The organism is Fodinicola feengrottensis (assembly GCF_010993775.1).
Taxonomy (GTDB): domain Bacteria; phylum Actinomycetota; class Actinomycetes; order Mycobacteriales; family HKI-0501; genus Fodinicola; species Fodinicola feengrottensis.
The window spans coordinates 55,242-80,970 of the sequence record NZ_WOTO01000001.1 but is presented as its reverse complement, the minus strand read 5'-3'; the positions used below and the strand labels follow the sequence as shown (position 1 = coordinate 80,970).

Sequence of the window (25,729 nt, the reverse complement as noted above, 5' to 3'; positions counted from 1 at the left end):
AGCCGGTTGTGACCCGAGTCACTAGGCGGGCGGTTTCGGTCCAGGGCGCGCCGGCGATCGTCGGCTGACCAGGACGCGGCTGGTCGCGAAAGGGGCACACGCCATGGACCGGACATCGTCGGAGGCCGCCTTAGAAGGCGGAACCAGCTGGGGCCGCACCGCGCTGATGCTGGTCCCGTCACTGTTCGCCGTTGGCGCGATCGTCGTGGCGCTCGCCCAGGGTGCCGTGGCCGCTTCGTTCGGCGCCGCGAACTCGGACATGAAGGCGAGCTTCTCCAGCCTCGACGGCGGAGACATCACCGGATACGCCAGCTCCGTGCCAAGCGGCTCGGGCTCTCGACCGGCGGTGCTGTTGGCTCTGAAGAATGCCAAAGGCAAGGACCTCTGCCTTTCCTCGTTGCAAAAAGTGCCGCTCGTCGGCGCGATGTCGATCCAGGTCCATTCCGGCCAGCAGGAGCCGGTGGCCATCGACGGCATGGTTGCCAACGCGAGCGAACTCATCACCCCCGACGGCACCCTGACCAACGCCCAACTCGGCCGGGACGCCTCCACCCTGGACCAGAACAACCTTCTGAAAGGTCCGCCCGGTGTGTTCGGCCTGCAGGCTTCCGGGCTACGGGCGACAAACGTCCACCTGTCGGCCGCGACGGTCAACGCGTCGACGCTGCGGCTCACCGGACTGTCGATCAAGGTCCTGCCCGGCGACCACCAGTGCTACTGACCGGCTGGCTGGACCGCGTCCTGCCGGCGGCCGCTGCCCGGCGCCCGTTCCGGAGCTGGCGGCGCAGCCGGCCGTTCTGGGCCGGCGTTCTCGTCATCGCGGCCGGCGTCGAGATCGTCTTCTATCCGCTGGCGCCGTTGGCCACGATGATCAGCATCGGTACCGCGGCGGTCGCCGGGCTCACGATCGGCCTCATTCTGATCACCGCCGGATTGTTCTTCTGGTTCGCGCCCCAGCAACGAATGTTCATCTCGATCGTCACCATGCTCTGCTCGCTCGCCTCGCTGGTGCTCTCGAACCTGGGGGGCTTTATCGTCGGGATGATGCTCGGGCTGATCGGGTCGAGCATGGCGTTCGGTTGGCGGCCGTACCGTGCCCGCAAACCCACCACTCCAGCCGACGGCGAAGCGCACGACGGACGTACGACCGAAGGTCACCCAGCGATTCTTTCGTTGGTATTGCTCGTCATCGTCACGCCCACGGGCACCGTCCCCCAGCCGCTGGCGCCGTGCCCGTCGGCGACCGCGGCCCCCGGTCTGCTGGGGTCACTGCTGCCCGGCGTCCTGCCGTCGGCGAGCCAGGACTGCCAGCAACTGGGCCCGCCCGCCGCTCGACCTGCCGCCGCCGGGAGGCGCGACCTCGCCCGTCCTACCGCCGGTCGTCCTACCGCCGGCCGGTCCGCCGGTCCAGCCGCCAGGCGTGACCTTGCCCGTCCTGCCGCCGGTTCCACCGGCCGTTCCTGGGGGTTCGCGGCCGGCCGGGACCCCACCCTCATCCCGTACGACGCCGCTCGACGCCTCGGCGCCACCCGGGCAGCTAGTCGTGGCGACCGGCCGTACCCGGGTGACCTCGGCCACGATGTCGGCGACAAACGTGACCATCTTCGGGCGTACGACGGTGCCAACGATCAACGGGCCGCTGGCAGTCCTGCATCTGCGGATCGGCGCGGCCAGCCTGACGAACTACCGGCTGGACAGTCCGGGCGGGGTGATCAGGCTGGCTACTCGGCTGGACCTGTCCAACATCGACCTCTACACGACGACGTTCACCGCGCGGATCGCCGTGCCCGGCACCAGCCTCGGGCTGCTGCCCCTGACCCTGACCCCCGCACTGCTTCCGGTGTCGCTGCCGACCGGCGTACCAGTGCCGCTCCTGTCGGCCACCGACCTGACCTACGACCAGCCACTGATCGTCGGCGGGCCAATCCGTCTCACCGGCTGGCGAATCGACATCACCAGTCCGGCTCCGTCACCCTGACGAGGCACCGCTGACGCCGCCCAGCCGCGGGTAGACCACCCCCACCACGATCCCGCGTACCTGTCGCGCCGGCACCGTGCCACCGCCCGGCTCGCCCATGTGCGCGCGCGAATCCGCTGATACGGACCGGTGGTCCCCGAGAACGAACAGGGCCCCAGGCGGCACGCGAACGGAAAACGGCACATCCGACGGGTCATCACCGGGCGCCACGTACGGCTCGACCAGTGGAACGCCGTTCACCACCACCCGCCCCCGGTTGTCGCAGCACAACACAACATCACCGGCAGTGCCTATCACCCTCTTGACGAGGAATCCGTCGCTCGGCCCGTTCGACCACACCGGATTGGCCAGGACCACCACATCACCCCGGCTGGCCGTGGAACGCCCCGGCCATCCCGTGTCCGCCAGCAACCGGTCACCCGGCCGCAAGGTCGGCACCATCGAGTCGGTCGGCACCGCGCGTACACCTGGATGCGCAGCAGGAGGACCGTCGCGGCGCACACCAGAATCACCAGCGCGGTGACGGCCAGCAGGAGACGCACGGGACGGGTCGTTCTGCCATCGATCACGCCCGGCACCCTAACGGGGTCCGCCGACGCCCGGCTACAACTTCGGCATGAACCCAACGAGTTGAACTCATCTGAAACTGGCTTCTTTGAAGCACTGCGAACCGTCGATCCGGCGACGATGCGTATCACCAGCATGTTGTGGAGTGCCGCCAACCGCCGGGCGTGGACCTGCCGGCGACTGCACAACGGCGTCGCCTAGAGATCAGAACTGCACGGAGATCGACGCTCGGGCCACATCGACGCCATCGACCTGGTCGAACCAGGTTTCATCGAGTTCGCCAGGGACGGCAGCGGCCAGTTTGGGTTCATCGCCGTCAGTGGCTGGCTGGACTGCCGGCCAGCCGAGAGGAACGGCTGGGTCGGTGTCGAGTTCACCTGGCAAGGCGCTGACGAGGGTGACCAGGTCTCCGGTCGCGGCTGGGCAGTACTCATCGATGACAAGACGATCGAGGGCCAGCTGTTCTTCCACCTAGGCGACGACTCGACTTTCCGCGCAGAAACCTTCGACCTCCCACCAGTTATGCACGTGGATACAAGGCTGCGTACATGGCCCTAGAGGTCGATCCGGCCAAGGCTGCTGGGGAGGTTGTGTATGAGGCGATGGCACTGGTTGGGCAAGCAACGGTCTTAGCTGCCGCCGATAAAGCAGTGCGACTATCAATCGGGTGCTCTGACCTGGGTGGGCGCAGCAGGGTTCGAACCTGCGACCCCTCGCTTGTAAGGCGAGTGCTCTTCCGCTGAGCTATGCGCCCGAACTTGGCTTCGTCACCTTACCGAACGCCCTCAGTGCCACGCCCCGCCGAGGTCCACATGGGACCTTTCCTAGGCTCAACACTCCCCGTCACCAAATCGCGTAATATTTGATGTTGATCTTGGTTGGTTGGTCTACCCAAAGCGGACATCGGTCCGAAAAATGTCGTGTTTGGGTAGACCAACCAACCAAGATCAACAACTTCTTCCGCGCGTACCGGCGACAGGGAGCCGTCTGAGGAGAGGTCTTGATCTTGACCCGCACCAAGATTGCTGGATCCATGCTCAACGCACGAAAGGGTTCCCCTTAGGAGAGCTTCGCGAGGGCGGCTTTCCAGGCGGACTGGTCGCGGGCCTGGCCGGGCTCGTTGACCTCGGCGAACTGGACGACGCCGGCCTTGTCGATCAGGAAGGTGCCGCGGTTGGCGATGCCGGCGACCTCGTTGAACACGCCGTACTTCTGCGCGACTGCGCCGTGCGGCCAGAAGTCGGACAGCAGCGGGAAGTCGTAGCCTTCCTTGTCCGCCCAGGTCTTCATCGCGTACGTCTGATCGACGCTGACGCCAATCACCTGGACGGCGTCGTTCTGGTACGTGGACAGGTCGTCGCGCACCTGGCACAGCTCGTTGGTGCAGATGCCGCTGAAGGCGAGCGGGAAGAACACACCAGCATACGTTCTTGCCGTCATCGCCGAAGAACGACGACAACACGACCTGCTGGTTGTTCTGGTTCTTCAGCGTGAACTCGGGCGCGTGCTGGCCGACCTCAACCGCCATGGCTATCTCCTCCGAATGGATGTCAACCGCTCGGAGAGGACGCTACGTCAGCGTTTCTGCCGCGGTGAACGCGGCGTCACCAGCCGACTGCCGGTCCAGTCCTTGGCAGCGTTCAGGTTCGTCGTCTGCTGCAGACCGGCGGCCGGCGCGGCCTCGCTGATGTCGCTCGGCGGCACGTGCCCGTCCCGGCCGGACTTGGGGGTCAACACCCAGATCACCCCGTCGTCGGCCAGTGGCTCGCGCGCGTCGACCAGCGCATCGAACAGGTCGCCGTCTCCGTCCCGCCACCAGAGCAGCGCGACGTCCACGACCTCGTTCGTGTCGCTGCCGATCAGCTCATTGCCCGACCGTTCGACAATCGCCTTACGCAACTCGTCATCGCTGTCGGAGTCGTAGCCGATCTCCAACACGATGGCGTCCGGCTGCACTCCCAGTCGTTCAGCCGGGCTCTGCGTGCCCTCGGTCTGAGGCGCGGTACCGCCCACCATTCCCCCCCCAATCTCCTGTTCGCCAGTGCCGTCCACCCACGACGCTTGTCCGGTAGTCCACACACTCCGGCCCACCTGCGCAAGTGGTACGGCTACCCAACCCGGTGTCGTTCGATACCAAGTCGTGCGACACAAAGTAGCGCCACTTGCCCGCTCAGCCGGCCAGAAACGACAATCGGACCGATCTGTCTTGATTGTCGCTGTTAGTGTCCACCAGGCAGACACTCTGCCAGGTCCCGAGGGCGAGCTGTCCATCGAGGACCGGTATCACCGTGTACGGAGCGACGAACGCGGGCACCACGTGGTCCCGGCCGTGCCCGTACGAGCCGTGCCGGTGTTGCCAGCGGTCATCGGTCGGCAACAGCGCGTCCAAGGCTGTGAGCAGGTCGTTGTCGCTGCCAGCCCCGGTCTCCAGGACGGCCACCCCGGCGGTCGCGTGCGGTACGAAGACGTGCAGCAACCCGTCGCCGCGGTCTTCCACGAACCGTCCACACCGGGTCGTCAGGTCCACGACGGCCGGCCGCGGTCCGGTCCGTACCGATATGAGGGTGCTTTCCATCCCACCAATGTGCACCACGGACGCTCACCGGGCCGGCTGACACGACTACGAATCCACCGGCGACCCTAAGATGGACCCATGGTGTCCACTTCCCGCGTGACCCGCGGGCGAGCAGGGCCCGCACCAGCAGTGACGCGACCACCAACGCGAGAAGGACTAGAGCCTTGACGTCCGTACCCGAGCGCCCACCAGTCATCATCGGGGGCCTTCCCAGCCAGCTGCCCGACATCGACCCGGAGGAGACCGCCGAGTGGATCGAGTCCCTCGACGCGGTCATCGACAACGTCGGCAAGACCCGGGCTCGCTACCTGATGCTGCGGCTGATGGAGCGTACGCGCGAACGCCAGATCGGCGTGCCGCTGCTGCGCAACACGGACTACATCAACACGATCCCGCCGGCAAAGGAACCGTGGTTCCCCGGTGACGAGTTCGTCGAGCGGCGGATCCGGGCATACGCGCGATGGAACGCCGCCATGCTCGTGCACCGCGCGCAGCGGCCGGGCATCGAGGTCGGCGGGCACATCTCGACTTACGCGTCGTCCGCAAGCCTGTACGAGGTCGGCTTCAACCACTTCTTCCGCGGCAAGAACCACGAGGGTGGCGGCGACCAGATCTACTTCCAGGGCCACGCCTCCCCGGGCATGTACGCGCGCGCGTACCTGGAGGGCCGGCTGACCGAGCATCAGCTCGACGGCTTCCGCCAGGAGCTCAGCCACGCCGACGGCGGCCTCCCGTCGTACCCGCACCCGCGGTTGATGCCGGACTTCTGGGAGTTCCCGACGGTGTCGATGGGCCTCGGCCCGATCAACGCCATCTACCAGGCACGATTCAACCGCTACCTGCAACCGCGGCATCAAGGACACCAGCCAGCAGCATGTCTGGGCGTTCCTCGGCGACGGCGAGATGGACGAGCCGGAGTCACTCGGCGAGATCGGCCTGGCCGCCCGCGAGGAGCTCGACAACCTCACGTTCGTGATCAACTGCAACCTGCAGCGCCTGGACGGGCCGGTACGCGGCAACGGCAAGATCATCCAGGAGCTCGAGTCGTTCTTCCGCGGCGCCGGCTGGAACGTCATCAAGGTGATCTGGGGCCGCGAATGGGACCCGCTGCTGGCCGCCGACCGTGACGGCGCGCTGGTCAACATCATGAACACCACGCCGGACGGCAGCTACCAGACCTACAAGGCCGAAAACGGCGCGTTCGTACGCGAGCACTTCTTCGGTCAGGACCCGCGGACCCGCAAGATGGTCGAGCCGATGTCCGACGACGACATCTGGAACCTCAAGCGCGGCGGCCACGACTACCGCAAGCTGTACGCGGCGTACAAGGCGGCCACCGAGCACACCGGCCAGCCGACCGTGATCCTCGCCAAGACGATCAAGGGCTGGACGCTGGGCAGCCACTTCGAGGGCCGCAACGCGACCCACCAGATGAAGAAGCTGACCGTCGACGACCTGAAGTCGTTCCGCGACCGGCTCTACATGGAGATCCCGGACTCCGCACTCGACAAATACCTGCCGCCGTATTTCCACCCCGGCAAGGACTCCGACGAGTACGAGTACATGATGGAGCGCCGCAAGGCTCTCGGCGGTTTCCTGCCGGAGCGGCGTACCAAGTCGCGGTCGCTCATCCTGCCTGGTCCGGACACGTACAAGGTGCTGCAGAAGGGCTCCGGCAAGCAGAAGGTCGCCACCACGATGGCGTTCGTACGGCTGCTGAAGGACCTGATGCGGGACAAGGAGATCGGCGCCCGGTTTGTGCCGATCATCCCGGACGAGGCGCGTACGTTCGGGATGGACTCGCTGTTCCCGACCGCCAAGATCTATTCGCCGCACGGCCAGGGCTACATCTCGGTCGACCGCGAGCTGATGCTGGCATACAAGGAGTCCAAAACCGGCCAGATCCTGCACGAGGGCATCAACGAGGCCGGCTCGACCGCGTCCTTCACCGCCGTGGGCACGTCGTACGCGACGCACGGCGAGCCGATGATCCCGGTCTACATCTTCTACTCGATGTTCGGCTTCCAGCGCACTGGTGACGCTTTCTGGGCCGCCGCGGACCAGATGGCGCGGGGCTTCGTGCTCGGCGCGACCGCTGGGCGTACGACCCTGAACGGCGAGGGCCTGCAGCACGAGGACGGCCACTCGCTGCTGCTGGCCGCGACCAACCCGGCGGTCGTCTCGTACGACCCGGCCTGGTCCTACGAGGTCGCAGTGATCGTCGAGGACGCGATCCGGCGGATGTACGGCGAGAAGCCCGAGGACATCTTCTACTACCTGACCATCTACAACGAGCCGTATCTGCAGCCAGCGATGCCCGAAGGTGTAGATGTGGAGGGGCATCCGCAAGGGCATCTACCGGTACGCGAAAGCGCCCGAGGTGGCCGCGAGCAACCCCGCCGCCGGCGCAGATCCTCGCGTCCGGTGTGGCGATGCAGGCGGCCGTGAAGGCGCAGCGGCTGTTGGCCGAGGAATGGGGCGTGGCGGCCGATCTGTGGTCGGTCACGTCGTGGACCGAGCTCCGCCGCGACGCGGTCGCCGCCGAACAGGCCGGGCTGCTGTCCACGGATCCGGCGCCGGCCACCCCGTACATCGCCGAGGTGCTGGCCGAGACGCACGGGCCGGTAGTGGCTGTCAGCGACTACATGCGGGCCGTGCCGGACCTCATTTCGCGCTGGGTGCCGAACGATTTCGTGTCCCTGGGTACGGACGGTTTCGGCCGCTCGGACACCCGTCCGGCGTTGCGCCGGTTCTTCCACGTGGACGCGGAGTCGATCGCCATCGCGACGCTGCGCCAGCTCACCCGCTCCGGTGCGATTTCGGCGGATGTACTCAAAACCGCCAGGAGAAGTACCGCCTGGACGACGTTTCGGCCGCTCCCCCAGCCGAAAACCCCGGCGGCGAAAGCTAGCACCGGACCATTTGCGGCGTTCGGCGCCGCAAATGGTCCCTTTCGGGCGTCACGGTGGTGCCCTTCGGAGTGCCCGCATTGGCGTTGGCGCGTACGGCATGCGCTGCCACGCTCGTCCCAGCGGAGCGGGGCGTTTCCAGACCCCCGCGCGGGGAGTGGAGCGATCATGGGGATGAGTCGTACGAACCGGTGGGCCCGAAGCCTGCCGCTGGCGGGCGTTGTCACACTGGCCGTGGTGCTGACCGGCTGCGGCCAGGCGGCACCCGGCAAGGCGGCCCCCGGCAAGGCCGCCGGCCCCGCCGCGATCGTTCAGCCGGCGTGGTGTGGCCCGGCGAACAACGCCTTCAACGACCAGGACGGCTTCGCGAAAACGGTCACCTCCAGCAAGAAGGTGACGCCGGACCAGGTCGCCAAGGCCAAGTCGGACGACAAGGCGTTCCTGGCCGCCGCGCCGGCCGACGCGAAGGCCGACGTGACCATCCTGACGACCCAGTTCGACCAGCAGGCCGACTCGATGCTCAACGGCAGCAATCTCCAGCTGCCGAAGAGCTACCTCGACACCGTCACCCGCTTTCGTACGTACAGCGCCAACCACAACTGCCACCTGGGCTACTCCGACGACAACGGCTGATTCCTGCCACCACTCTCACGAGCTGAGTCACCAGGTGGCGGCGCCGGCGAAGGAGGTTGGGGTGGGACGGTAGCCGAGGCGTTGCCGGGCGGCGGTCAGGTCCAGCGTCCGTTCGTACGCCAGGTGGCTGATCGCATAGCGGGTGAGCCGTGGCGATTGACCAATGCGAAGAAAAGCGTGGGCAGACTCCAGAAACCCGGCGGCGGCCCAGCTCACGTCGATGGGCAGATGGCGTACACGTACCGGCAGTTTGCGTTCGGATATCAGTGATTCCAAGGCGGAGTTCAGCGAGATCGGCTCGGCGTCGGCGATGTTGTACGTGCCGGCCGGAGCGTCCGGCAAGCACGCGAGCAAGATCGCCGAGACCAGGTTGCCGAGGAAAGTCAAGGAATGTAACGCGGAACCGTCGCCGACGACGAAAAGATGTGGGCCGCGGATCGCGCCCAGGACTCGTGGCAGCAGAGTCGGATCGCCCGGACCGTAGACGGCGTGAGGTCGCAGGATGATCGTGTGAGGCCATCGGGACAGCAGAACTTCGGCCGAAGCCTTCGACGCGGCATAGGCGTTCAGGTATCGAGTGACGGGCGCGCGGGATTCGACGGCGGCCACGGTCGGCACGGCCGGGTCATAGACGCTCGCCGTCGAGATATGGACGAAACGCTTGCCGCGGAAGGAAAGCGCCACATTCCGGGTGCCGTCCACATTGGTGTTCCACACCCTCGCGGGTGAGCCCCAGTCGGTCACCGCGGCGGCCGCGTGTACGACGGCGTCGACTTCCGGCGGGGCGGCCAAAACCCCGCAATCGACGTCCCAGTGACCGATGCCCGGGACGCGGCGGCGGCCGAAGCCGTGGACCTCCCAACCACGAGCCCGAGCGGCCTGGCAGACCGCGCCACCGACAAAGCCGGTCGCGCCAGTGACGGCTATCCGCACCGCACCACCAATCGTTCGTACGCCGGGATCAGCACTCGCCGGGCCACCCTACGCTCCACAATGGACAGTCCGTCAAGGCCTAGCAGAGTCTCAAGAACGGTACGGATCTCGGCGTACGCCAACGGCATGCCCAGACAGAAATGCGCGCCAGCGCCGAACCAGAGCTGGCGCAGCGCCGGCGAATGCGGCCGGTCGGGATCGAACGGACCGAGCGTCTTCGCGCAGGAAATGGTCGCGATCACTACCCGCTCTCCCGCTTTCACCCGTTTACCGCCGACAAAAGCGTCACGCGCCACACTACGCAGCATGACCGGCGACGGGACGGTGAATCGCAGACCTTCGTTGACGACATCGTCAAGGCGCGTACGGTCAAGGGAAAGTCGGGCAAGCCAGCCGGTGTCGATCGCCAGGGCGATCAGCCGCGGCACGTAAGAGACGAGAGTTTCGGTGCCGGTCAACACAAAAGCAGCGACCGCGCCGAGCGCCTCCGATTCGGTCAGGCCGAGTTCGCGCATCCGGCCCGGGACCGTCGACGGATCTCCGTCCGCGTACGCGCGGACAGCCGGTGCGGTCAGGTCGGCCAGCACCGACCGGCATCGGGCGACCTGGCTGGGCGTCAGCCGCGGCCGTCCGAGCCGGACCATCGACGTCATCGCCGTGCCAGCGGCAAAAGCCCGAGCCAACTCCGCGCGATCGGCCGACGGCAAGCCGACCAACGCGCAAATCACCGCGCCCGCCAGGTCTTTCACCACCGAGACCACGTCAACCGGACGGCCGGCCCGCAGCTCGGATGATAGGAAAGCCATCGGAGCCGCCGCCACCTCCGCGCACAAGGAAGAAAAACCGCGCGAGCGGTGAAAAGTCCGCCGAGTTTTCGGCGCAGTTCAGCGTGTTCGGCGCCTTCCATGTTGAGCAGCACCCGCGGCCCCACCACCGGCGTCCATAAATCCGCCGGCGAGCCAGGACCGGTTTTGGTGAAGGAAACCGGGTCGCTCAGCACCTGGCGGGCGATCGCGGCATCGCTGACGACGACCCCGACGCGCGGCACGCGTACCACTGGGTAAACCAGCCCGAGCCCTCTGACCAGCGGGTACGCGACTGGATGAGCGCCGAACTGGACGCGCCGCTCCGCGGCCGTCACAGCCGGATCACCACGATCCCGAGGCTCACCCCGCCGGCCAGACCGACCAACGCGACCAGGTCGCCGGGCCCGCAGCGGCCCAGTTCTCGAGCCTTGACCAGTTGGAAAGGCAGGCTCGCGGACGCGAGATTTCCGTGCTCAGGCAGGGTAATCACCAGCCGATCGGTCGGCACCCCGGTACGCCGGCAGATCTCCGCCAAATACGGCATCGACACCTGATGATGACACACCAATAACGGCGAAATCGTCCCAGCTCAGGCCGAGCCGGTCCAACGTCCCATCCAGGATTTCCGGCCCCAGGGACAGAAAAGCGGCCTTCATCCGGGCGCCGTCCATCGCGAAGTACGAGAACTCCACGTCCCGCGGGTGCGCGGATCCGCCGGACGGCAGCGTACCCACCTCCCACTGGCTGGAGTCGGCGCTGAAACCGCAGCCCAGCACGCCTTCGCCGGCCGCCCCAGCGGTCAGCAGCATCGCCGACCCCGCGTCGGACAGGGTGTAGCCGGGGAAGGTACGCACGAAACTGGCCAGGTCGGGCACGCTCCAGCGGACCGCCCGGGACGGCGCCTCACCGCCAGCGACGAGGACGGTCTGATAGCGGCCGGTGGCGATCAGCGCGTCCGCCACCTCGATGCCGTTCAGCATGCTGTTGCAGGCGTTCTTCACATCCATCACCGGACATCGCAGCTCCAGCTTGGCCGCCACGATGTGCGCGGTCGCCGGCTCCACCATGTCCTGGCTCGCGGACGCGAACAGCAACAAGTCGACTTCGGCCACGCTCGTACCCGTCTCGGCCAGCAACTTGCGCGCTGCCGCGACGGCGAGGTCCGAGGCCTGCTCATGGTCGCCCATCACATGGCGCGACTCGATCCCGGTCAGCCGCTTGATCAGCCCTTCCGGCGGCCCGAAAGTGCCGCTCGCTGCCCGGATCCGCCGCTCGGTCTCGGCGGTGGTCAGCCGCCGCTCCGCCAGCTGCACCGCAGTGCCGGCCAGATGTGCGCCCATCGCCGCCCCGCCTTCGCCGCTCGTCGTGCGGCGAGCGTATTCATCAAGGCCGCATCATCGCGTGCGTACAACTACTCACGCATGTCGGGGCTGTGGTTTTAATCGCTGCGTACGCCCGGGAATAGTGCGACACTCGCAGGCGCTAGATCGACACGTAAGAGTTCGTGCGCTCCGGGGTCGGTGTAAATCCGAACCGGCGGTGACAGTCCGCGAGCCGCTGCCAGCCAGGTAGTGGTTGATCCGGTGGAATTCCGGGACCGACGGTGAAAGTCCGGATGGGAGGCAGCGCACGCGCGACGGTGCTGCCGTACGCGCGCACGCCTTCCGCTGTCCCCGTGGCGTTTTTGTCGCGAAGGAGCGGGACGTGCACATCTTGTTGACGACCGGGTTGACGGTCTTCGGCCAGTTCATCTCGTGGGCCGAGCTGATCGGCCAGATCTGCGCGCTCACTGTCGTGCTGCTGGCCCAGCGCCGGACTTTGTGGACCTGGCCCGTACAAATCGCCGCGACCGTCCTGCTGGTCGCCGTCTACGCGTCCGCGCATCTGGGCGGCCTCGCCGCCCGCAACGTGCTGATCCTGCTGATCTCGATTTACGGCTGGTGGGCTTGGCAACACAACCGTGACGCCGTTTACGGGATAGCCGTACGCCGATCGACCTGGCCCGAACGCGGCCTGCTCGCCGGCATCATGGTGTTCGGCACTCTGGGTTTCGCCTGGTTGCTCAACGCTTTGAACGCTTCCTGGGCGCCGCTGCCGGACGCGTGGATCTTCGTTGGTACGGCCGTTGCCTTCTTCGCCCAGGGCCGTGGCCTGGTCGAGTTCTGGCTGGTCTGGCTGCTGGTCGACGCGGTGGGCGTTCCCCTGCAAATCACCGGCCACCTCTACTTCTCGGCCGCGATATACGTCGTCTTCGCCGCCCTGGTCATCTACGGCTGGATCGGCTGGGCCCGCTCCGCCCGCGTCCAACGTGAGGCCCCACAGGCCATTAGCGAGGCGCCGGCGCGGTAGAGGCGCGTACGACGAGTTCGGGTTCAAAGAGCATCGCGTCGGTCGGCACCACCTCGGCGTCGATCTGCCGCAGCAACAGGTCGACGGCCGCATGCGCCATCGCCACGATGGGCTGCCGGACAGTGGTCAGCGGCGGATCGGTGTAGGCCATCAGCCCGGAGTCGTCGAAGCCGACAACCGACACTTCCCGCGGGACCTCTCGGCCAAGCTTTGGCGGCTCGTACAGCTCCCATCGCCAGCACGTCGTTGCCGCAGATCACGCCGGTCGCACCTGCCGCGATGAGTGGGAGCGCCCCGCTGTGTCCCTCCTCGATCGTGAACCCCGCGTGCGCCACCAGCTCCGGACTGCCGCCGAGGGCGCGGTACGCGGCCAGTTTGCGAGCCGACGGCATGTGCTCACGCGGGCCTAGAACGGCACCGATGCGGCGGTGTCCCAGGTGGGTCAGGTGGCTGTACGCCTGGCCGACCGCGTGTTCTTCGTCCGTACACACACTCGGAACGTCAAAACCCGGGACGGCTGCGTTGATCAACACGGTCGGCAGGCTTCGCGCTCGTAACAGCGCGTAGTGCCCCTTCGATGCCGTCGCGTACTGGTAGAGGCCGCTCGCGAACAGCACACCCGAAACCTGTTGCTCAATCAGCAACTCGACGAAGTCGGCCTCGTTGACGCCGTCAACCGTACGTGGACACAGGACCGCGGTGATTCCCCGTTTGGCCAACGCACCGGCGACGGCTTCGGCGAAGCTCGCATAAATCGGGTTCTGCATGTCCGGCAGCACGACGCCGACCAGCCGCGCGGTCTCCCCACGCAGCTTGGCCGGACGCTCGTACCCGAGGACGTCCAGGGCGGTGAGGACCGCGGCGCGGGTGGCGTCGGAGATGCCCGGCTTGCCGTTGAGCGCCCGGGACACGGTGGCCTGGCTGACCCCGAGATGCTCGGCCACATCGGCCAGTTTCCTTGCCACCGTCCGATGGTAGACAGGCACCGGGTCAGCCCGTCCACAACCACGCCGCCGCGTCGCTGGGCAACCGGCCGCCGACCAGGTCCGCGCTGCTGACCAGGACCGTGCGGTGCGGTGGCAGCTCGATCGGGTCCGCGGACAGGTTGACCACGCAGGCGAAGTCGCCGGGCCGGCCGAAGGCGAGTACGTCCTCGCCGGTGTCCAGCCAGCTCATCGGCCCGTCGCCGAGCCCAGCCTGCGCCTGCCTGCCTGATCGCCAGCGCCCGCTGGTAGAGGCGCAGGATCGAGGCCGGATCGGGGCGCTGCGCGGCGACCGAGCGGGCCGCCCAGCCGGGAGGCGGTGGCAGCCACGGCTGCGCCGCCCCGAAGCCGTACGCGGGGCCGCGGCGCGGACCATGGCAACGGTACGCGGCAGCCGTCGCGGCCCGGGTCGGTGCACCCGCTACGTACGTACATCGGGTCCTGGCGGACCGCGTCCGGCAGCGTCTCGACCTCCGGTAGGCCGAGTTCTTCGCCCTGGTACACATAAACTGAGCCCGGCAATGCGAGCGTCAGCAACGCCGCCGCGCGGGCCCTGCGCAACCCGGTGGCCTCATCAGAGGGGCTGAGATGACGGGCCTGTCGCATAGCGTGGTCGAACCCGGTGTCCGTACGCCCATAACGGGTGACCGTGCGGGTCACGTCGTGGTTGCACAGGACCCACGTACTCGGGGCGTCGACCCGAGCGTGCGATGCAAGCGTGTTTTCGATGCAGGCTCGCAACATCTTCGGATCCCATGGACAGCCGAGAAAGTCGAAGTTGAACGCCGCGTGCAACTCGTCCGCGCGCAGGTAGTTCGCGAATCTTTCGCTGTCAGCGAGCCACACCTCGCCGATCAGCGCCCGGGGTTCTGGATAGCCGTCGGCGATCCGCCGCCATTCCCGGTAGATGTCGTGGATGTCCTCGCGATCGACGTACGGATGCGGGTCGGGCGGCGTGGCCGGGTCGAAGTCGGTCAGCTCGGGATCCTTGGCGCACATCGCCGCGGAGTCGATGCGGATGCCGTCGACACCGCGGTCGAACCAGAACCGGAGGATGTCCGCGAACTCCGTTCGCACCTGCGGGTGCCGCCAGTTCAGGTCGGGCTGCGCAGGCGCGAACAGGTGCAAATACCACTCGCCGTCGGCGGCCCGGGTCCAGGCCCTGCCACCGAAAACCGAGTTCCAGTTGTTCGGTGGCCGCTCGCCGTTTTCGCCGCGTCCGGGCCGGAACCAGAAGAGCTCCCTGGCCGCCGAGCCGGGACCCTCGGCGAGTGCCCGCTGGAACCAGGCATGCTGATCCGAGCAGTGGTTGGGAACGATGTCAATGATGACCCGGATGCCGGCCCGGTGAACCTCACCGATGAGCTGCTCGGCCGCGGCCAGGGTCCCAAAAGCCGGGTCAATGTCCCGATAGTCGGCCACGTCGTAGCCGGCATCCGCCATCGGAGAGGGGAACCAGGGGCTCAGCCAGATCGCGTCGATCCCCAGCTCCCGCAGATACCAGAGCCGGTCCCGGATGCCCGCGAGATCACCGACACCATCGTCGTTCCCGTCCGCGAAAGAGCGCGGATAAATCTGATAGATGGCGGCATGACGCCACCAGTCGCGGGTGCTGTCGTGCGGCACTGGTGCCTGCTTTCGTTGGTCAGAAGCCACTGTTGCCAGCGCCGCGGATGAGGGTGTAGCCGGTCAGGTTGTTGAGCCCGCCACTGGCCGCGCCGGTGACCGTCACATAGGACACGGTGGCGCTGCCGGCGGCGTTGAGCTCGATACCGTACGTACCGGCGCCGTTGACCGCCACGTGGTCGAGACTGAGATTGCTGATGGTCTTTTGGAAGCTGAGCAGGATCCCCTGGTAGCGACTGTCCACAATAGACAGGTCTTTGACCAGAACCGGCGCGGTGATGTCCGCGGTGTCGGCGTAAATCCACAGGGCACCGAGCTGGGCCGCCCAGTTCGGCTCGTATCCACCGGTACGCGTCAGGGTGTTGCGCTGGACGGAGGTCGTACCGCTGAAAGGAACCGGGCCGAACCGGGTGCTGATCGCGATACCGGCACTCGCGTTCACCGTGTCCGAGAGCAGACAGTCCTCGACCCGGTTTCCATCGCCGCCATAAATTCCGACGGTGTTCGCCAGCAGCGGCAGGGTGGCGGTGTCGTATGTGTAGGCACTGTTGGTGACCGCGGATCCTTCGGAGAACATCGCCAACGCGTCGTCACCGGTGTTGCGGGTGACACTCTGATCCACCCTGATGTTGCTGACATTCGCGTGAATGTTCACTCCGTCGGCGAAGGTGTCCCGGATCCGTACGCCGGCCGCGTAAAACCCGCTGGTGCCCGAGTCGATCCACATACCGACCTTGACATGTTCTATCCAGACGTTGAAAACCAGCGAGCCAGCGCCGAAGGTCCCATCGAGCGCGCTGTCGAAATTCTGGTCGTCGCGATAGCGTACGTCCCCAGCGAAGGTGAAATCGGCGAGCTGTACATTTCCGCCGGTGCCGTAGAAACCGCCTTTCCCGTTTGTTCCTCGCAGTGTCGAGTACCACGGGCCGGCGCCGCGAATGCTGACGCCCGATACGTTAAAGCGGCTGGTCGTGATGAAGGTTCCGGCCGGAATCCACACACCCTTGCCCTGCGACTGGGCGGCCGAGATGGCCGAGTTGATCGCCGAAGTGTCGTCACCGGAGTCGTTGGCGACCGCGCCGTACGAGGTGATCGAAAGGTAGTTCGCCGGCATCGCGAGGGCCGCCGCGACCTGTTCGGTGTCGATGAGATCGATCGCGTAGTAGGAGGCTGTGGAACTGGCGTCCTTTTGCAGCTTCAGGACCGTACCGGCTGGCCAGCTGCCAATCTGAGCCCGAATTTCGTCGTAGAAATGGTGACCCGAGCCGCCGGCCGGATCGTTGTTGTACGGATAGGCGCCGTAGACCCAACTGTACGTCGAGCTCAGGCTCAGGTCCTGAATTTTGTTTCCGTTGGCGTAAAGCGCGAGTGGGGCGGTGATGCCAGTACCAGCCGCGTTATCCGGAATGGCATAGCGCAACACTATCGAGTTCGTCGGTTTGGTGAGAGTGAACTGCACGTACTGACCGGTGCTGCTGAGCTGGACGGCACGCCGGCCAGAGGACTCCGAGGCAAGGGTGAGATAGGTACGGTCCGGTCCGATGACCGAGGCGTTTGTGCTGCCGGACTCGGCTTCGTACTCGGTGTATGGCACGGTCGCGCCGCGATTGGCCAGCGCCGCTGACCCGGCGACGGTGACGTTGTCGAGCGAGACATTGCCGCTGTCGCCCGAATCGTACTGATAGCCGATCAGGTTGAGACCGGCTCGCAAGGACACGTTTTGGTCGACAGTCAGCCAACCACTGCCAGCAGGCAGGGACAGCTGGCCGGTTTTGAGGCCGTTGAGATAGACACTGAGCGTCTTGGTGGCACCGGTGCCGTTCGCAAAACGCAGGGTCGCGGTGTACGCGCCGGCCGCCGGCGCGTTCACGGTTTCGATCGCCCGTGCGCCGACCCCGGTAAAACCGGTGACATACCCGGTTCCGGTGAATCCGCCGGTGGTTGCCGCGACCGACGGTCCCCCAGAGACAAAAGCGGTCTCCAGGTCGTACGTCGGGCCCGTGCCAGGTGGAGTGGTCGGGGTGACAGTGAGATTGTCCAGGTTGACATTTCCCGAGTCGGTGCTGTCGAATTTGTACGCGATCGTGTTATTGCCGCCGTTTAGGGAGACCGACTCGGTTTCGGTGCCCCAGGTGTTCCAATCCCCCGGCGAGGACAGGCTGATCTGCTGCTGTTTTGTGCCGTTCACATAAAGCGAGAGCGTCATGTTCACGCCGGTGCCGTTCGCGTACCGGAGTGCCACCGAGGCCATCGAGGCGGATGACGAACTGACGGCGAAACTGGTGGTGGCGTTGCCTTTGTTCGTATCGGTGTAGCCACCGACGAAACCGCTGCCGGTGTAGCCGGTGTGGTCGGTGGCCACGGCCGCACCGCCGGACAGGCTGGCCGATTCGGCTTCGTACGTGGTGGTGGCAGCTGCCGCCGCGGATGGCTGGACTGCGCCCGCAAGGGCGACGACAGCCGCCAAGCCGGCGACGAGCAGAGCTGGAGTTGAGCGATGGGGCTTCATTGCTGACTCCTTGCCTGTGATGGGACGGTTTTTATCCCTTGAGCGCGCCGGCCGACAGTCCGCTGAGAATGCTGCGCTGGAAGATCAGGAAGACGACGATCAGCGGGATACTGGCGAGCGCGAGACCGGCGAACATCTCGTTCTGGGTGACATAGCTGGCAAACGAGAGCCGGCTGAGCGCGACGCTGATGGTCTGCGACTGAGGATCCTGCAGCACCAGCAGCGGCCAGAGGAAATCCTTCCAGGACGCGATGATCGCAAAAATCGAGACCACCGCGAGAACCGGCCGGGAAAGCGGCAGGACGATGTTCCAGAGCATCCGGAACCGGCCGGCGCCGTCGATACTGGCCGAGTCCAGCAGGTCGTTGGGGATCTGGTCGAAAAAACGTTTGAGAATGTAGACGTTGAAGGCATTCGCGGCTGCCGGCAGCCACAGCGCCCATGGCGTGTTGAGCAGGTTCACGCCGATGATCGGCACGTTGGCGACCGTCAGGTACGCCGGCACCAGCAGGGCTGCCGCCGGCAGCATCAACGACGCGAGCATGGCAGCGAGAATCACGTTTCCGAACAACGGACGCAGCTTGGACAACGCGTACGCCGCCGCCACGTCGACGGTCAACTGGATCAGCCAGCCGCCGACCGCGTAGAGGGCGGTGTTCAGCATGAAGTGACCGATCTCCAGTTTTTGCCACGCGACGAGGAAAGTCTCAAAATGCCACTCATGCGGGATCAGGGTCGGGGTGGGCTGGGCCAGTTCGACCGGTGTCTTGACCGCGCTGACGAACATCCAGTAAAGCGGGAACACAAAAATCAGCACGAATAGAATCGCCATTCCGGCAAAACCGAGGCGATAGACCAGTTTTCCGTGACGTCGGCGCAGGTCGGCGTCAGAGATCAGCGTACGGGCGGTCGTACTCATATCGGGCTCCTTACTCCGGCCGACTCGTCAGGCGCAGGTAGAGGGCGGAGAATCCGGCCAGTACGAGGAAAAGCAGCACGCTCATCGCGGCCGCCATGCCGAAGTCGTTGTTGACCGTGAAGGCGTACCGGTAGATCAGGATCATCACGGTGATGGTGGCCGGATTGGTCGTGCGTGAGCTGGTACGGCTCGATGAAGACCTGCATGGTGGAAACGATCTGCAGGAGCAGCAGGACAAGTAGCACAAACCGCATCTGCGGGATCGTCACGTGCCTGATCCGCTGCCAGATCGACGCACCATCGAGCTCGACGGCGTCGTAAAGCTCGGCGGGAATATTCGCCAAGCCCGCCAGGTACATGATCGTGGCACCACCCATGTTGGACCACGTGGAGACCAGGACCAGGCAGATCATCGCCATTCGCGGCGACTGGGTCCAGCCCCCGGGCGGCAGGTGCACGAACGAGAGAATCGCGTTGAACAGACCCGATCCCGGGTCGTAGAAATATCTCCAGAGCAGCACGCTGACAATGGGCGGGAGCATCGCCGGCAGGTAGACGGCGATCCGGAAGAGCCCCTTGGCGTGCCGGAACTCGTTGATGACCAGGGCCACCACAAAAGGCACCGCATAGCCGAACAGCAAGGCGAGGCCGGTGAACTCCAGCGTGTTGATCCACGCCGTGGCGAACAGCGGGTCGGCCAGGACGGCCCGATAGTTGTCCAGGCCGACCCAGCTGGGAGCGGTCACGAAATTGTCCTGCTGAAAGCTCAGAACAATGCCTTTGACCAGCGGATACCAGGAGAACAAAGCAAAGCACAGCAGGCCGGCGGCGAGGAAGACGTACGCCTGCGCGTTGTCGGCGAGCTTGCGACGCAGCCGCGTACGGTTGCGAACGGAACCGCGCGGAACGGTCGTCATGCGAGCTGTCACCGGTTTCTCAACGATGTCCGGTGCCTGTAACACCATTTCGACCTCCTCTGCACTGCCGGCCGCCGGTCACTTGACGGTGGCGAGAATCTGGTTGACCTGCGTTTCGGCGGTATTCAGAAGTTGGGTGATGTCCGCATTCGGATCGGTGAGCACCTTCTGCATCGCGGTGTCGAGCACGGCGTAGACCTGCTGCGCATCTGGCGGTTCCAGCCGGAGGGTCACGGTGGCGTTGCCGGCCACAAAGGGCGCGAAGTTCTGGGTTGGCACAGTGGCGTACTTTTTGGTGGCGTCCAGGAGTTTACGTTCGGACGCTCCGGTCCAGATGTTCGGTTCAGGCAGCCCGACCGGCCGCCCCTTCGCAGCCGCTTTCTGGTTGTCCGAAGCGATGCGGTCCGGGTTTACCGTCTTGAAACTCAGCCAGGCGAGGCCAGCCTTGATCTGCGCAGGACTGAGGCCCGCCTTGAACATGTAGCCATCACCACCGCCGAGGGTGGCCTGACCGCCGGGAATGGAACCCAACCCGTAATTTGTGTACGTTCCCTTGTATTGGTCGACAATGGTGGGAATGTTGTCGGCCGATCCCACGTACATCCCGAGTTTTCCCGCCGCCATCGCCTGCAGGAGGTCGGCATACTGCAGCAGCTGGCGCTCCCCCATGCTGTTGTCGGTAAAACGCATGTCGTGCAGTTGTTGGAGAACCTGACGGCCTCTGTCATTGTTGAACGCCGCTTTCCATACTCCGCCTGTTGGACCGCGAGCTCACCGCCCACTGAATAGAGCTCAGCGGTGAAATGCCAGCCGCCGGTGTTTGACTTACTGTAGTCGCCATATCCGTTCACCCCCCGCCGCCGAGCGCCGAGATCCGCTTGGCGTCGGCGCGTACGTCCGCCCAACTGGTCGGCGGCTTGTTCGGATCAAGACCAGCCTTGCTGAACAACATACGGTTGTAAATCAGTCCGAGAGAGTAATTGGCCGAAGGCAGGCCGTAAACTTTGCCGGCAGAGTCCGAAAAGACCTTCATCAGCTGCGGTTTTATGTCCTTGACCGCCGGTATGCCGGCCAACTCCGACGTGATGTCGCTGGCCTGGTGCTTGGCGATCACAGACTGGGTGTCGGTGAAATAGACGTAAAAGACGTCCTCCAGCTGCCCACCAGCGAGCTTCGCAGCGAACGTCTGGGGATCCATGAAACCTTCGTGCGCGATGATCCTGATATCGCGGTGCTGGGCCTGGAATGTCTTGAGGTCGGCCTGGAAGTTCGCGCGGTTGAGCGGGTCGGTGCTCGGCGGAAGGCCGTTGACGGTGATCGTCACGATCCCGTCCGCGGCCGGCTGGCCGGCGTCGCAGGCCCCTGTCAGGGTGATCGCGGCACCTGCCAGTACGACCGCGATTTTGCGTTGTATGCCGTTTTTCATGGACTCCGGTCCCCTTCATGCGCACACGCCAGGGCAACAAGTGACCAGGGAGTCCGCCGGCGCTACGTGTCGGCGTTTGTTGACTGCGTATTGCGTCCAGATCGCTGGGAGGTTACGACCGCGGTGTGCGAGCAGGATAGGACAGCAATCGAGGCTACGTCTATCGTTCCAACGCAAAAATTTGAGAATCGATCGTCAGAAGCTTGCGTAACTATGCAACTTCGGGACGCAACCGGCAAGGTCCGATCGTTCCGCGGACCACCAGCTCCGCCTCGAACAACACCTCGTTGCGGTTGACCACGTCCCCGTTGAGCTGCGACATCAGCGACGTCACGGCGGCCGCCGCGATCGCCCGGACGGGCTGGCGCAGGGTCGTCAGCGGCGGATCGGTGACCGCCATGAACATCGAATCGTCAAACCCGATGACCGAAATGTCCCGAGGCACGTCGTGGCCGCGCCGGCGCGCGGCCCGGATCGCCCCGAGCGCAAGCGCGTCACTGGCACACACCAGCGCGGTCGCGCCCGCCGCGATCAGCCGGTTCGCCGCGCCACGCCCGCCCTCCACCGTGAACGCCGTGTGATCAACCAGCCCGTTGTCCGCCGGCACGCCGCTGGCCTGGCAGAACTCGACAAAACCGGCCAGCTTGCGGACCGAGGGAAGGTGCCCGGTCGGGCCGAGAATCAACCCGATGTTCCGGTGCCCCAGACCCGCCAAGTGCTCAAACGCCTGCCGCGCGGCACCGGCGTCGTCGACACTCACCCGCGGCACGTCCAGGTTCTCGTCTGCAGCGTTGACCAGCACGATCGGCAACTTTCGTGCGGTGAGAGCTGGCGGCCCTGCTCGGCACCGGCGTCGGCGTAGCTGCTGCCGACAAAAAAAATGATGCCGCCAACACGTTGGGCAAGCAGCATCTCGATGTAGTTCGCCTCGGACACACTGTCGGACGTACGGGTGCACAGCACCGGCACGAGCCCTCGCTGGATCAGCGCCACCCCGACAACCTCGGCAAACGCCGGAAAAATCGGATTCTGCAGGTCAGGCAACACCAAGCCGATCAGCCGTCCGCCCTCCCGACGCAACGGCTGCGGCCGTACGAACCCGAACACATCCAGCGCCGTCAGCACCGACTCCCGCGTCACCTGGGCGACCCCAGGCTTGCCGTTCAGCACCCGACTAACCGTCGCCTCCGACACGCCCGCATACTTCGCCACCGCCGAAAGCCTCGTCACGTCATCGAGCCTACCGTCCTCTACGCAAAAACTCGACACCTCTTGCAGACTGGCTTGCGTGCGCGAAAGGTCAAGGTCAAGACCTGCCCTTCGGGCGGAGCCTCAAGGAAGAACTGGATCTGCGGTCTATTGGTGCGTAGGTGGGTGGCTGGTCTGCTTGTTCAAAAGCAACCCCAGGCACCCCAACTCGGCGGCTTTCCGCACCTTACGCTCCGTCACTGGTTTGAGCGCGGATACCTGCCGTGGGTATGTCCGATTGGGACGCTGTTGGCCTTCTGGATCAATTCAGGAGGGCAGCAAAGTTACAATCGGACATAGGTGGGCGGACATGTACCCAAATCCGGTGACCGGCCGTAGGAATTGGTCACATTAGCCACTCTGGTAACCATGGAATGTACCTGACCAGATAAAATGCCACAGGCCGGGAGACGCGTCCCACCATCTGGACAATCTCGCCCCGAAGTCACACGAGTCACTCCAGCCCCACGAAAAAGCGCCCCCCCGAAATCGAGCGAACACCGAGGCTCTGACAAAAGTGGCGACTGGTTCGTTCTCCCCCCGTCGGCGGGCACAGCCCTGGCACGTTTTTCTGGGCCGGGTGGCGGCAAACACAACGCCACCACGCACCCAAGCTCCGCCGCCCGGCCCAGAAACGTGCTAGCCCTCAGGCGCCGACAGGGAGAACGAACCAGACGCCAACTACCCACCTACGCAACACGCCTCGCCAAACCCAGTCATCCTTGAGGCTCCGCCCGAAGGGCAAGGTCTTGACCTTCGAGCCCGCGCTACTCCCCCGCGGCCTGAAGCGTCGCCGTCGCCAAGCGTACGTGCGGTTCATCGATCATCTGGCCGTCAACAACAGCGGCACCGGAGCCACCAACCGCAGCAGCCCGATGCGCCTCCAGGACAGCGCGAGCATGCGCAACATCCGCCTCAGAAGGCGTAAAAACAGAATGGGCGAGAGAAACCTGGCTTGGATGGATACACAGTTTCCCCGCATACCCGAGATCCCGCCCCACCGCAGCGTCAGCCAGGAAGGCATCCGAGTCACGTACGGACGCGACAATCTGATCAACAGCCGGCACCCCGGCGAGCCGAGCGGCCAACACAACCTGGCTGCGGGCGTACAAGACCTCCAACCCGCCAGCCGTACGCCGCCCAGCCATATCGACCGAATAGTCCTCGGCACCAAAAAAAACACAGCAGTAACCGGCGGAGCAATCAAAACCCGGGCATCGGCAACACCGAGAGCGGTTTCCAACCCAGCGACCACAACCGACGGCTCCCATCCAGCCGACGAAAGCGCCGATCGGAGCATTTCCAAGTCAGCAGGACGTTCCAGCTTCGGCAACACCAGACCGGCCAGCCCAAGCGGAGCGACAGCCGCCACGTCATCAAGAAACCACGGCGTGTCAGTTGCGTTGACCCGTACCAGCATCGGCACTGAAGTGTCCAAAGTGGACAAAGCCTGGACCGCCACCGCCCGCGCCGACTCCTTGTCCGCGACCGGTACGGCGTCCTCGAGATCGACAACGGCCACGTCCGGGGCGAAACGCGGCACCTTGGCGATCATGTCGGCGGCGCGGCCACCAGGTACGAAGAACAGGCTGCGCATTCTCACGAGGCGGGCCTGCGGTGCATCAGAGCGGCCCGCCGCGCCCGGCAGACCAACTCGTCCCGCTGGTTGTACGAGCGGTGTTCAAAAGTGACGATCCCGGCGTCCGGCCGCGACTGGGACGCCCGGGCCTCGACGACGACCTCGGTCTCGACTCGCAGCGTGTCGCCGTGGAAGACCGGCGCCGGGAAGTCGATCTTCCCGAAGCCTAGGTTCGCCACCGTGGTGCCCAGCGTCAGCTCCGGTACCGCGATGCCGACCACCAGCCCGACGGTGAACATGCTGTTCACCAGGCGTTGGCCGAACTCCGTACCGGCGGAGAACTCGGCGTCCAGGTGCAACGGCTGCGGGTTCATCGTCAGCGTCGAGAACAACACGTTGTCCGTCTCGGTCACCGTCCGCCTGATGGCGTGATGAACAACCCTGCCTACCTCTAGTTCCTCGAACCACAGTCCCATAGGTGGCAGGGTATGGGTCGTGTGCCCGAACGCCCGCCGCCACACCCGCTGGAAGCGACCATCCGCAAGCTCGAGCGGTCCTCTGGCGCGCTCGCGCGCGACCCAGAGTGTCGCCCGGATGGACGAGACGCTGCCGTGGTTCCGGTCGCTGCCGGCCGACCAGCGGTCCTGGATCACGCTGGTCGCGCAGGCCGGAGTAGCTGCGCTGACCGAGTGGCTCCGCCGGCCCGACGAGGACCCGCTGGAGGCGACCGGGCTGGTCTTTGGCGCGGCGCCCCGCTATCTCGCGCGCGCAGTCACGTTGCAGCAGGTGGTGGCCATGGTCAAGGTCACTGTCGAGGTCGTCGAGGAGCAGGTCCCGTGGATCGCGGCGGCCGGCGAGGAACGCGCGCTCAAAGAGGCCGTGCTCGTCTTCAGCCGCGAGGTCGCCTTCGCCGCCGCGCAGGTGTACGCGCGAGTCGCCGAGACGCGCGGCGCGTGGGACGCCCGGTTGCAGGCCCTGCTGGTCGACACCCTGCTGCTGCGGGCGGCGACGAGAGCGCCGACCTGCTCAACAGCCGGGCCGCCGCGCTCGGCTGGACGGACATCGCGCCGGTCGCGGTCGCGATCGGCGGTACGCCCGAGGCCGACGCCGACGAGGTCCTGGACTCGGTGACGCGGGCCGGCCGCAACGCCGGCATCGAGATCCTCGCCGGCGTGCACGGCGGACGGCTGGTTGTGGTGTTCGGCGGTTCGAGCGTCTCCGAGAACGTCCTCAAGGCGGCCAGCGCGCTGCTCGGCGAATTCGGCGACGGACCGGTCGTGGTTGGCCATCCCGTACAAGACCTCGGTGGCGCGCCGGCCTCGGCGAGAGCGCGCGCGCTCGCGGGCATCCGGGCCATTCCGGCGTGGCCGACCGCGCCCCGACCGGTGGCCGCGGCGGACCTGCTGCCCGAGCGGGTGCTGTCCGGCGACGAGGCGGCCAGACGCGAGCTGACCAGCGTGTACGCCGAACTGGAAGCGGCCGGTGGCGGGCTGATCGACACCCTCACGGCGTACTTGGACACCGGCGGCGCGCTGGAGGCGGCGAGCCGCGTCCTGTTCGTACACTCGAATACGGTTCGTTACCGGCTGCGCCGGATCGGCGAGGTGTGTGGTCTTAGTCCCACAGTGCCTCGGGATGCATTCAGTCTCCGACTCGCGCTGGCTTTCGGCCGCCTCGACGAGCCCGACTTGTAGGACACCTACAAACTGCGTCCCAGCCTTTGGTCCCGCTCAGCATGGAGCTGAACGGGCGTTGACCCGCAGTGTTAAGGG

The 25,729-nt window shown here is 65.8% G+C and carries 25 protein-coding genes, 1 tRNA gene, 6 pseudogenes and 1 riboswitch; of the genes and pseudogenes, 8 read left to right on the top strand and 24 right to left on the bottom strand.

Annotated elements, in window-relative coordinates:
- Positions 1-205: 205 nt before the first annotated feature.
- The gene (locus GNX96_RS00445) at positions 206-721 is read left to right on the top strand and encodes a DUF6230 family protein (RefSeq protein ID WP_163566591.1); all 516 of its coding nucleotides are present in this window, start codon (positions 206-208) and stop codon (positions 719-721) included.
- Positions 712-1,026: pseudogene (locus GNX96_RS62040) on the top strand (DUF6114 domain-containing protein); the annotation flags it as partial. The gene GNX96_RS00445 and the pseudogene GNX96_RS62040, both read left to right, overlap by 10 nt.
- 240 nt (positions 1,027-1,266) lie before the next feature.
- Here the strand turns inward: GNX96_RS62040 and GNX96_RS00435 are convergent.
- Entirely contained in the window at positions 1,267-1,602 is a 336-nt protein-coding gene (locus tag GNX96_RS00435) for a hypothetical protein (protein ID WP_163566541.1), read from the bottom strand.
- On the opposite strand from GNX96_RS00435, the gene GNX96_RS00430 reads away from it, so the two are divergent.
- The gene (locus GNX96_RS00430) at positions 1,595-1,978 is read left to right on the top strand and encodes a hypothetical protein (RefSeq protein WP_163566589.1); all 384 of its coding nucleotides are present in this window, start codon (positions 1,595-1,597) and stop codon (positions 1,976-1,978) included. The genes GNX96_RS00435 and GNX96_RS00430 overlap by 8 nt on opposite strands.
- Here the strand turns inward: GNX96_RS00430 and lepB are convergent.
- From lepB to GNX96_RS00400, 6 genes and pseudogenes are all read right to left on the bottom strand, one after another.
- Positions 1,970-2,479 (bottom strand): signal peptidase I, encoded by a 510-nt coding sequence (gene lepB, locus GNX96_RS00425; RefSeq protein ID WP_163566588.1) that lies wholly within the window; start codon positions 2,477-2,479, stop codon positions 1,970-1,972. The two genes, GNX96_RS00430 and lepB, sit on opposite strands and share 9 nt — an antisense overlap.
- Positions 2,480-2,749: 270 nt before the next feature.
- Positions 2,750-3,016, bottom strand: coding sequence for a hypothetical protein (locus tag GNX96_RS00420; protein ID WP_163566587.1), 267 nt, complete (start codon positions 3,014-3,016; stop codon positions 2,750-2,752).
- Positions 3,017-3,227: 211 nt separating this feature from the next.
- Positions 3,228-3,299: transfer RNA gene (locus tag GNX96_RS00415), tRNA-Val, on the bottom strand.
- A 305-nt stretch (positions 3,300-3,604) separates the two neighbouring features.
- Positions 3,605-4,073: pseudogene (locus GNX96_RS00410) on the bottom strand (peroxiredoxin).
- Positions 4,074-4,120: 47 nt separating this feature from the next.
- On the bottom strand, positions 4,121-4,561 hold the full coding sequence (locus tag GNX96_RS00405; RefSeq protein ID WP_279579037.1) for a DUF3052 domain-containing protein: 441 nt from the start codon (positions 4,559-4,561) through the stop codon (positions 4,121-4,123).
- A gap of 154 nt (positions 4,562-4,715) precedes the next feature.
- Positions 4,716-5,120 carry a YjbQ family protein gene (locus GNX96_RS00400; RefSeq protein ID WP_279578899.1) on the bottom strand — a complete coding sequence of 135 codons (405 nt, stop codon included), beginning with the start codon at positions 5,118-5,120 and terminating at the stop codon, positions 4,716-4,718.
- Positions 5,121-5,284: 164 nt separating this feature from the next.
- Between GNX96_RS00400 and aceE the strand changes: the two are divergent.
- Together aceE and GNX96_RS00390 are read left to right on the top strand one after the other, a co-directional pair.
- Positions 5,285-8,031 (top strand): annotated as a pseudogene (aceE, locus tag GNX96_RS00395) (pyruvate dehydrogenase (acetyl-transferring), homodimeric type).
- Positions 8,032-8,203: 172 nt separating this feature from the next.
- Complete coding sequence (locus GNX96_RS00390) at positions 8,204-8,662, top strand: hypothetical protein (RefSeq protein WP_163566586.1); 459 nt, start codon at positions 8,204-8,206, stop codon at positions 8,660-8,662.
- A gap of 27 nt (positions 8,663-8,689) precedes the next feature.
- Here GNX96_RS00390 and GNX96_RS00385 read toward each other — a convergent pair whose 3' ends face one another.
- Genes GNX96_RS00385 through GNX96_RS00375 form a run of 5 tightly spaced genes read right to left on the bottom strand, consistent with a single transcriptional unit; the run spans position 8,690 to position 11,741 of the window.
- Positions 8,690-9,595 carry an NAD-dependent epimerase/dehydratase family protein gene (locus GNX96_RS00385; RefSeq protein ID WP_163566585.1) on the bottom strand — a complete coding sequence of 302 codons (906 nt, stop codon included), beginning with the start codon at positions 9,593-9,595 and terminating at the stop codon, positions 8,690-8,692.
- Positions 9,586-10,344 carry a cytochrome P450 gene (locus tag GNX96_RS00380; RefSeq protein WP_279578898.1) on the bottom strand — a complete coding sequence of 253 codons (759 nt, stop codon included), beginning with the start codon at positions 10,342-10,344 and terminating at the stop codon, positions 9,586-9,588. Before GNX96_RS00380 ends, GNX96_RS00385 begins: the two co-directional genes overlap by 10 nt.
- The gene (locus GNX96_RS47420) at positions 10,341-10,736 is read right to left on the bottom strand and encodes a hypothetical protein (protein WP_279578897.1); all 396 of its coding nucleotides are present in this window, start codon (positions 10,734-10,736) and stop codon (positions 10,341-10,343) included. Before GNX96_RS47420 ends, GNX96_RS00380 begins: the two co-directional genes overlap by 4 nt.
- The gene (locus GNX96_RS47415; protein WP_279578896.1) at positions 10,733-10,945 is read right to left on the bottom strand and encodes a 3-oxoacyl-[acyl-carrier-protein] synthase III C-terminal domain-containing protein; all 213 of its coding nucleotides are present in this window, start codon (positions 10,943-10,945) and stop codon (positions 10,733-10,735) included. Before GNX96_RS47415 ends, GNX96_RS47420 begins: the two co-directional genes overlap by 4 nt.
- The gene (locus GNX96_RS00375) at positions 10,875-11,741 is read right to left on the bottom strand and encodes a 3-oxoacyl-ACP synthase III family protein (RefSeq protein WP_279578895.1); all 867 of its coding nucleotides are present in this window, start codon (positions 11,739-11,741) and stop codon (positions 10,875-10,877) included. The genes GNX96_RS47415 and GNX96_RS00375 overlap by 71 nt, the downstream gene beginning before the upstream one ends.
- A 162-nt stretch (positions 11,742-11,903) precedes the next feature.
- A riboswitch (FMN riboswitch) is annotated at positions 11,904-12,034 on the top strand.
- Between the two features lie 71 nt (positions 12,035-12,105).
- Here GNX96_RS00375 and GNX96_RS00370 point away from each other — a divergent pair.
- Entirely contained in the window at positions 12,106-12,750 is a 645-nt protein-coding gene (locus GNX96_RS00370) for a nicotinamide mononucleotide transporter family protein (protein ID WP_163566584.1), read from the top strand.
- On the opposite strand, the gene GNX96_RS60765 is transcribed toward GNX96_RS00370, so the two are convergent.
- From GNX96_RS60765 to GNX96_RS00325, 12 genes and pseudogenes are all read right to left on the bottom strand, one after another.
- Positions 12,728-12,901 carry a substrate-binding domain-containing protein gene (locus tag GNX96_RS60765; RefSeq protein ID WP_313885560.1) on the bottom strand — a complete coding sequence of 58 codons (174 nt, stop codon included), beginning with the start codon at positions 12,899-12,901 and terminating at the stop codon, positions 12,728-12,730. The genes GNX96_RS00370 and GNX96_RS60765 overlap by 23 nt on opposite strands.
- Positions 12,902-12,968: 67 nt before the next feature.
- A pseudogene (locus GNX96_RS00365) lies at positions 12,969-13,694 on the bottom strand (LacI family DNA-binding transcriptional regulator); the annotation flags it as partial.
- Between the two features lie 46 nt (positions 13,695-13,740).
- A pseudogene (locus tag GNX96_RS00360) lies at positions 13,741-15,359 on the bottom strand (glycoside hydrolase family 13 protein).
- Between the two features lie 19 nt (positions 15,360-15,378).
- Entirely contained in the window at positions 15,379-17,868 is a 2,490-nt protein-coding gene (locus GNX96_RS00355; protein ID WP_163566583.1) for a CBM35 domain-containing protein, read from the bottom strand.
- Positions 17,869-17,899: 31 nt separating this feature from the next.
- Complete coding sequence (locus tag GNX96_RS00350; RefSeq protein WP_163566582.1) at positions 17,900-18,787, bottom strand: carbohydrate ABC transporter permease; 888 nt, start codon at positions 18,785-18,787, stop codon at positions 17,900-17,902.
- Positions 18,784-19,716 (bottom strand): carbohydrate ABC transporter permease, encoded by a 933-nt coding sequence (locus GNX96_RS00345; protein WP_279578893.1) that lies wholly within the window; start codon positions 19,714-19,716, stop codon positions 18,784-18,786. Before GNX96_RS00345 ends, GNX96_RS00350 begins: the two co-directional genes overlap by 4 nt.
- Before the next feature lie 66 nt (positions 19,717-19,782).
- A complete protein-coding gene (locus GNX96_RS47410; protein ID WP_279578892.1) occupies positions 19,783-20,394 on the bottom strand; it encodes a type 2 periplasmic-binding domain-containing protein in 612 nt (203 codons plus the stop codon).
- A gap of 157 nt (positions 20,395-20,551) precedes the next feature.
- A complete protein-coding gene (locus GNX96_RS47405) occupies positions 20,552-21,130 on the bottom strand; it encodes an ABC transporter substrate-binding protein (protein WP_279578891.1) in 579 nt (192 codons plus the stop codon).
- Between the two features lie 211 nt (positions 21,131-21,341).
- The gene (locus GNX96_RS47400; protein WP_279578890.1) at positions 21,342-21,932 is read right to left on the bottom strand and encodes a substrate-binding domain-containing protein; all 591 of its coding nucleotides are present in this window, start codon (positions 21,930-21,932) and stop codon (positions 21,342-21,344) included.
- The gene (locus GNX96_RS47395) at positions 21,887-22,360 is read right to left on the bottom strand and encodes a LacI family DNA-binding transcriptional regulator (protein WP_279578889.1); all 474 of its coding nucleotides are present in this window, start codon (positions 22,358-22,360) and stop codon (positions 21,887-21,889) included. The genes GNX96_RS47400 and GNX96_RS47395 overlap by 46 nt, the downstream gene beginning before the upstream one ends.
- A gap of 785 nt (positions 22,361-23,145) precedes the next feature.
- A pseudogene (locus tag GNX96_RS00330) lies at positions 23,146-23,933 on the bottom strand (HpcH/HpaI aldolase/citrate lyase family protein).
- A 44-nt stretch (positions 23,934-23,977) separates the two neighbouring features.
- Complete coding sequence (locus GNX96_RS00325; protein WP_163566581.1) at positions 23,978-24,433, bottom strand: MaoC family dehydratase; 456 nt, start codon at positions 24,431-24,433, stop codon at positions 23,978-23,980.
- Between the two features lie 118 nt (positions 24,434-24,551).
- Between GNX96_RS00325 and GNX96_RS47390 the strand changes: the two genes are divergently transcribed.
- Together GNX96_RS47390 and GNX96_RS47385 are read left to right on the top strand one after the other, a co-directional pair.
- Entirely contained in the window at positions 24,552-25,088 is a 537-nt protein-coding gene (locus GNX96_RS47390) for a hypothetical protein (protein ID WP_279578888.1), read from the top strand.
- A complete protein-coding gene (locus GNX96_RS47385) occupies positions 24,980-25,651 on the top strand; it encodes a PucR family transcriptional regulator (protein ID WP_279579035.1) in 672 nt (223 codons plus the stop codon). The genes GNX96_RS47390 and GNX96_RS47385 overlap by 109 nt, the downstream gene beginning before the upstream one ends.
- The last annotated feature ends 78 nt before the right edge of the window (positions 25,652-25,729 follow it).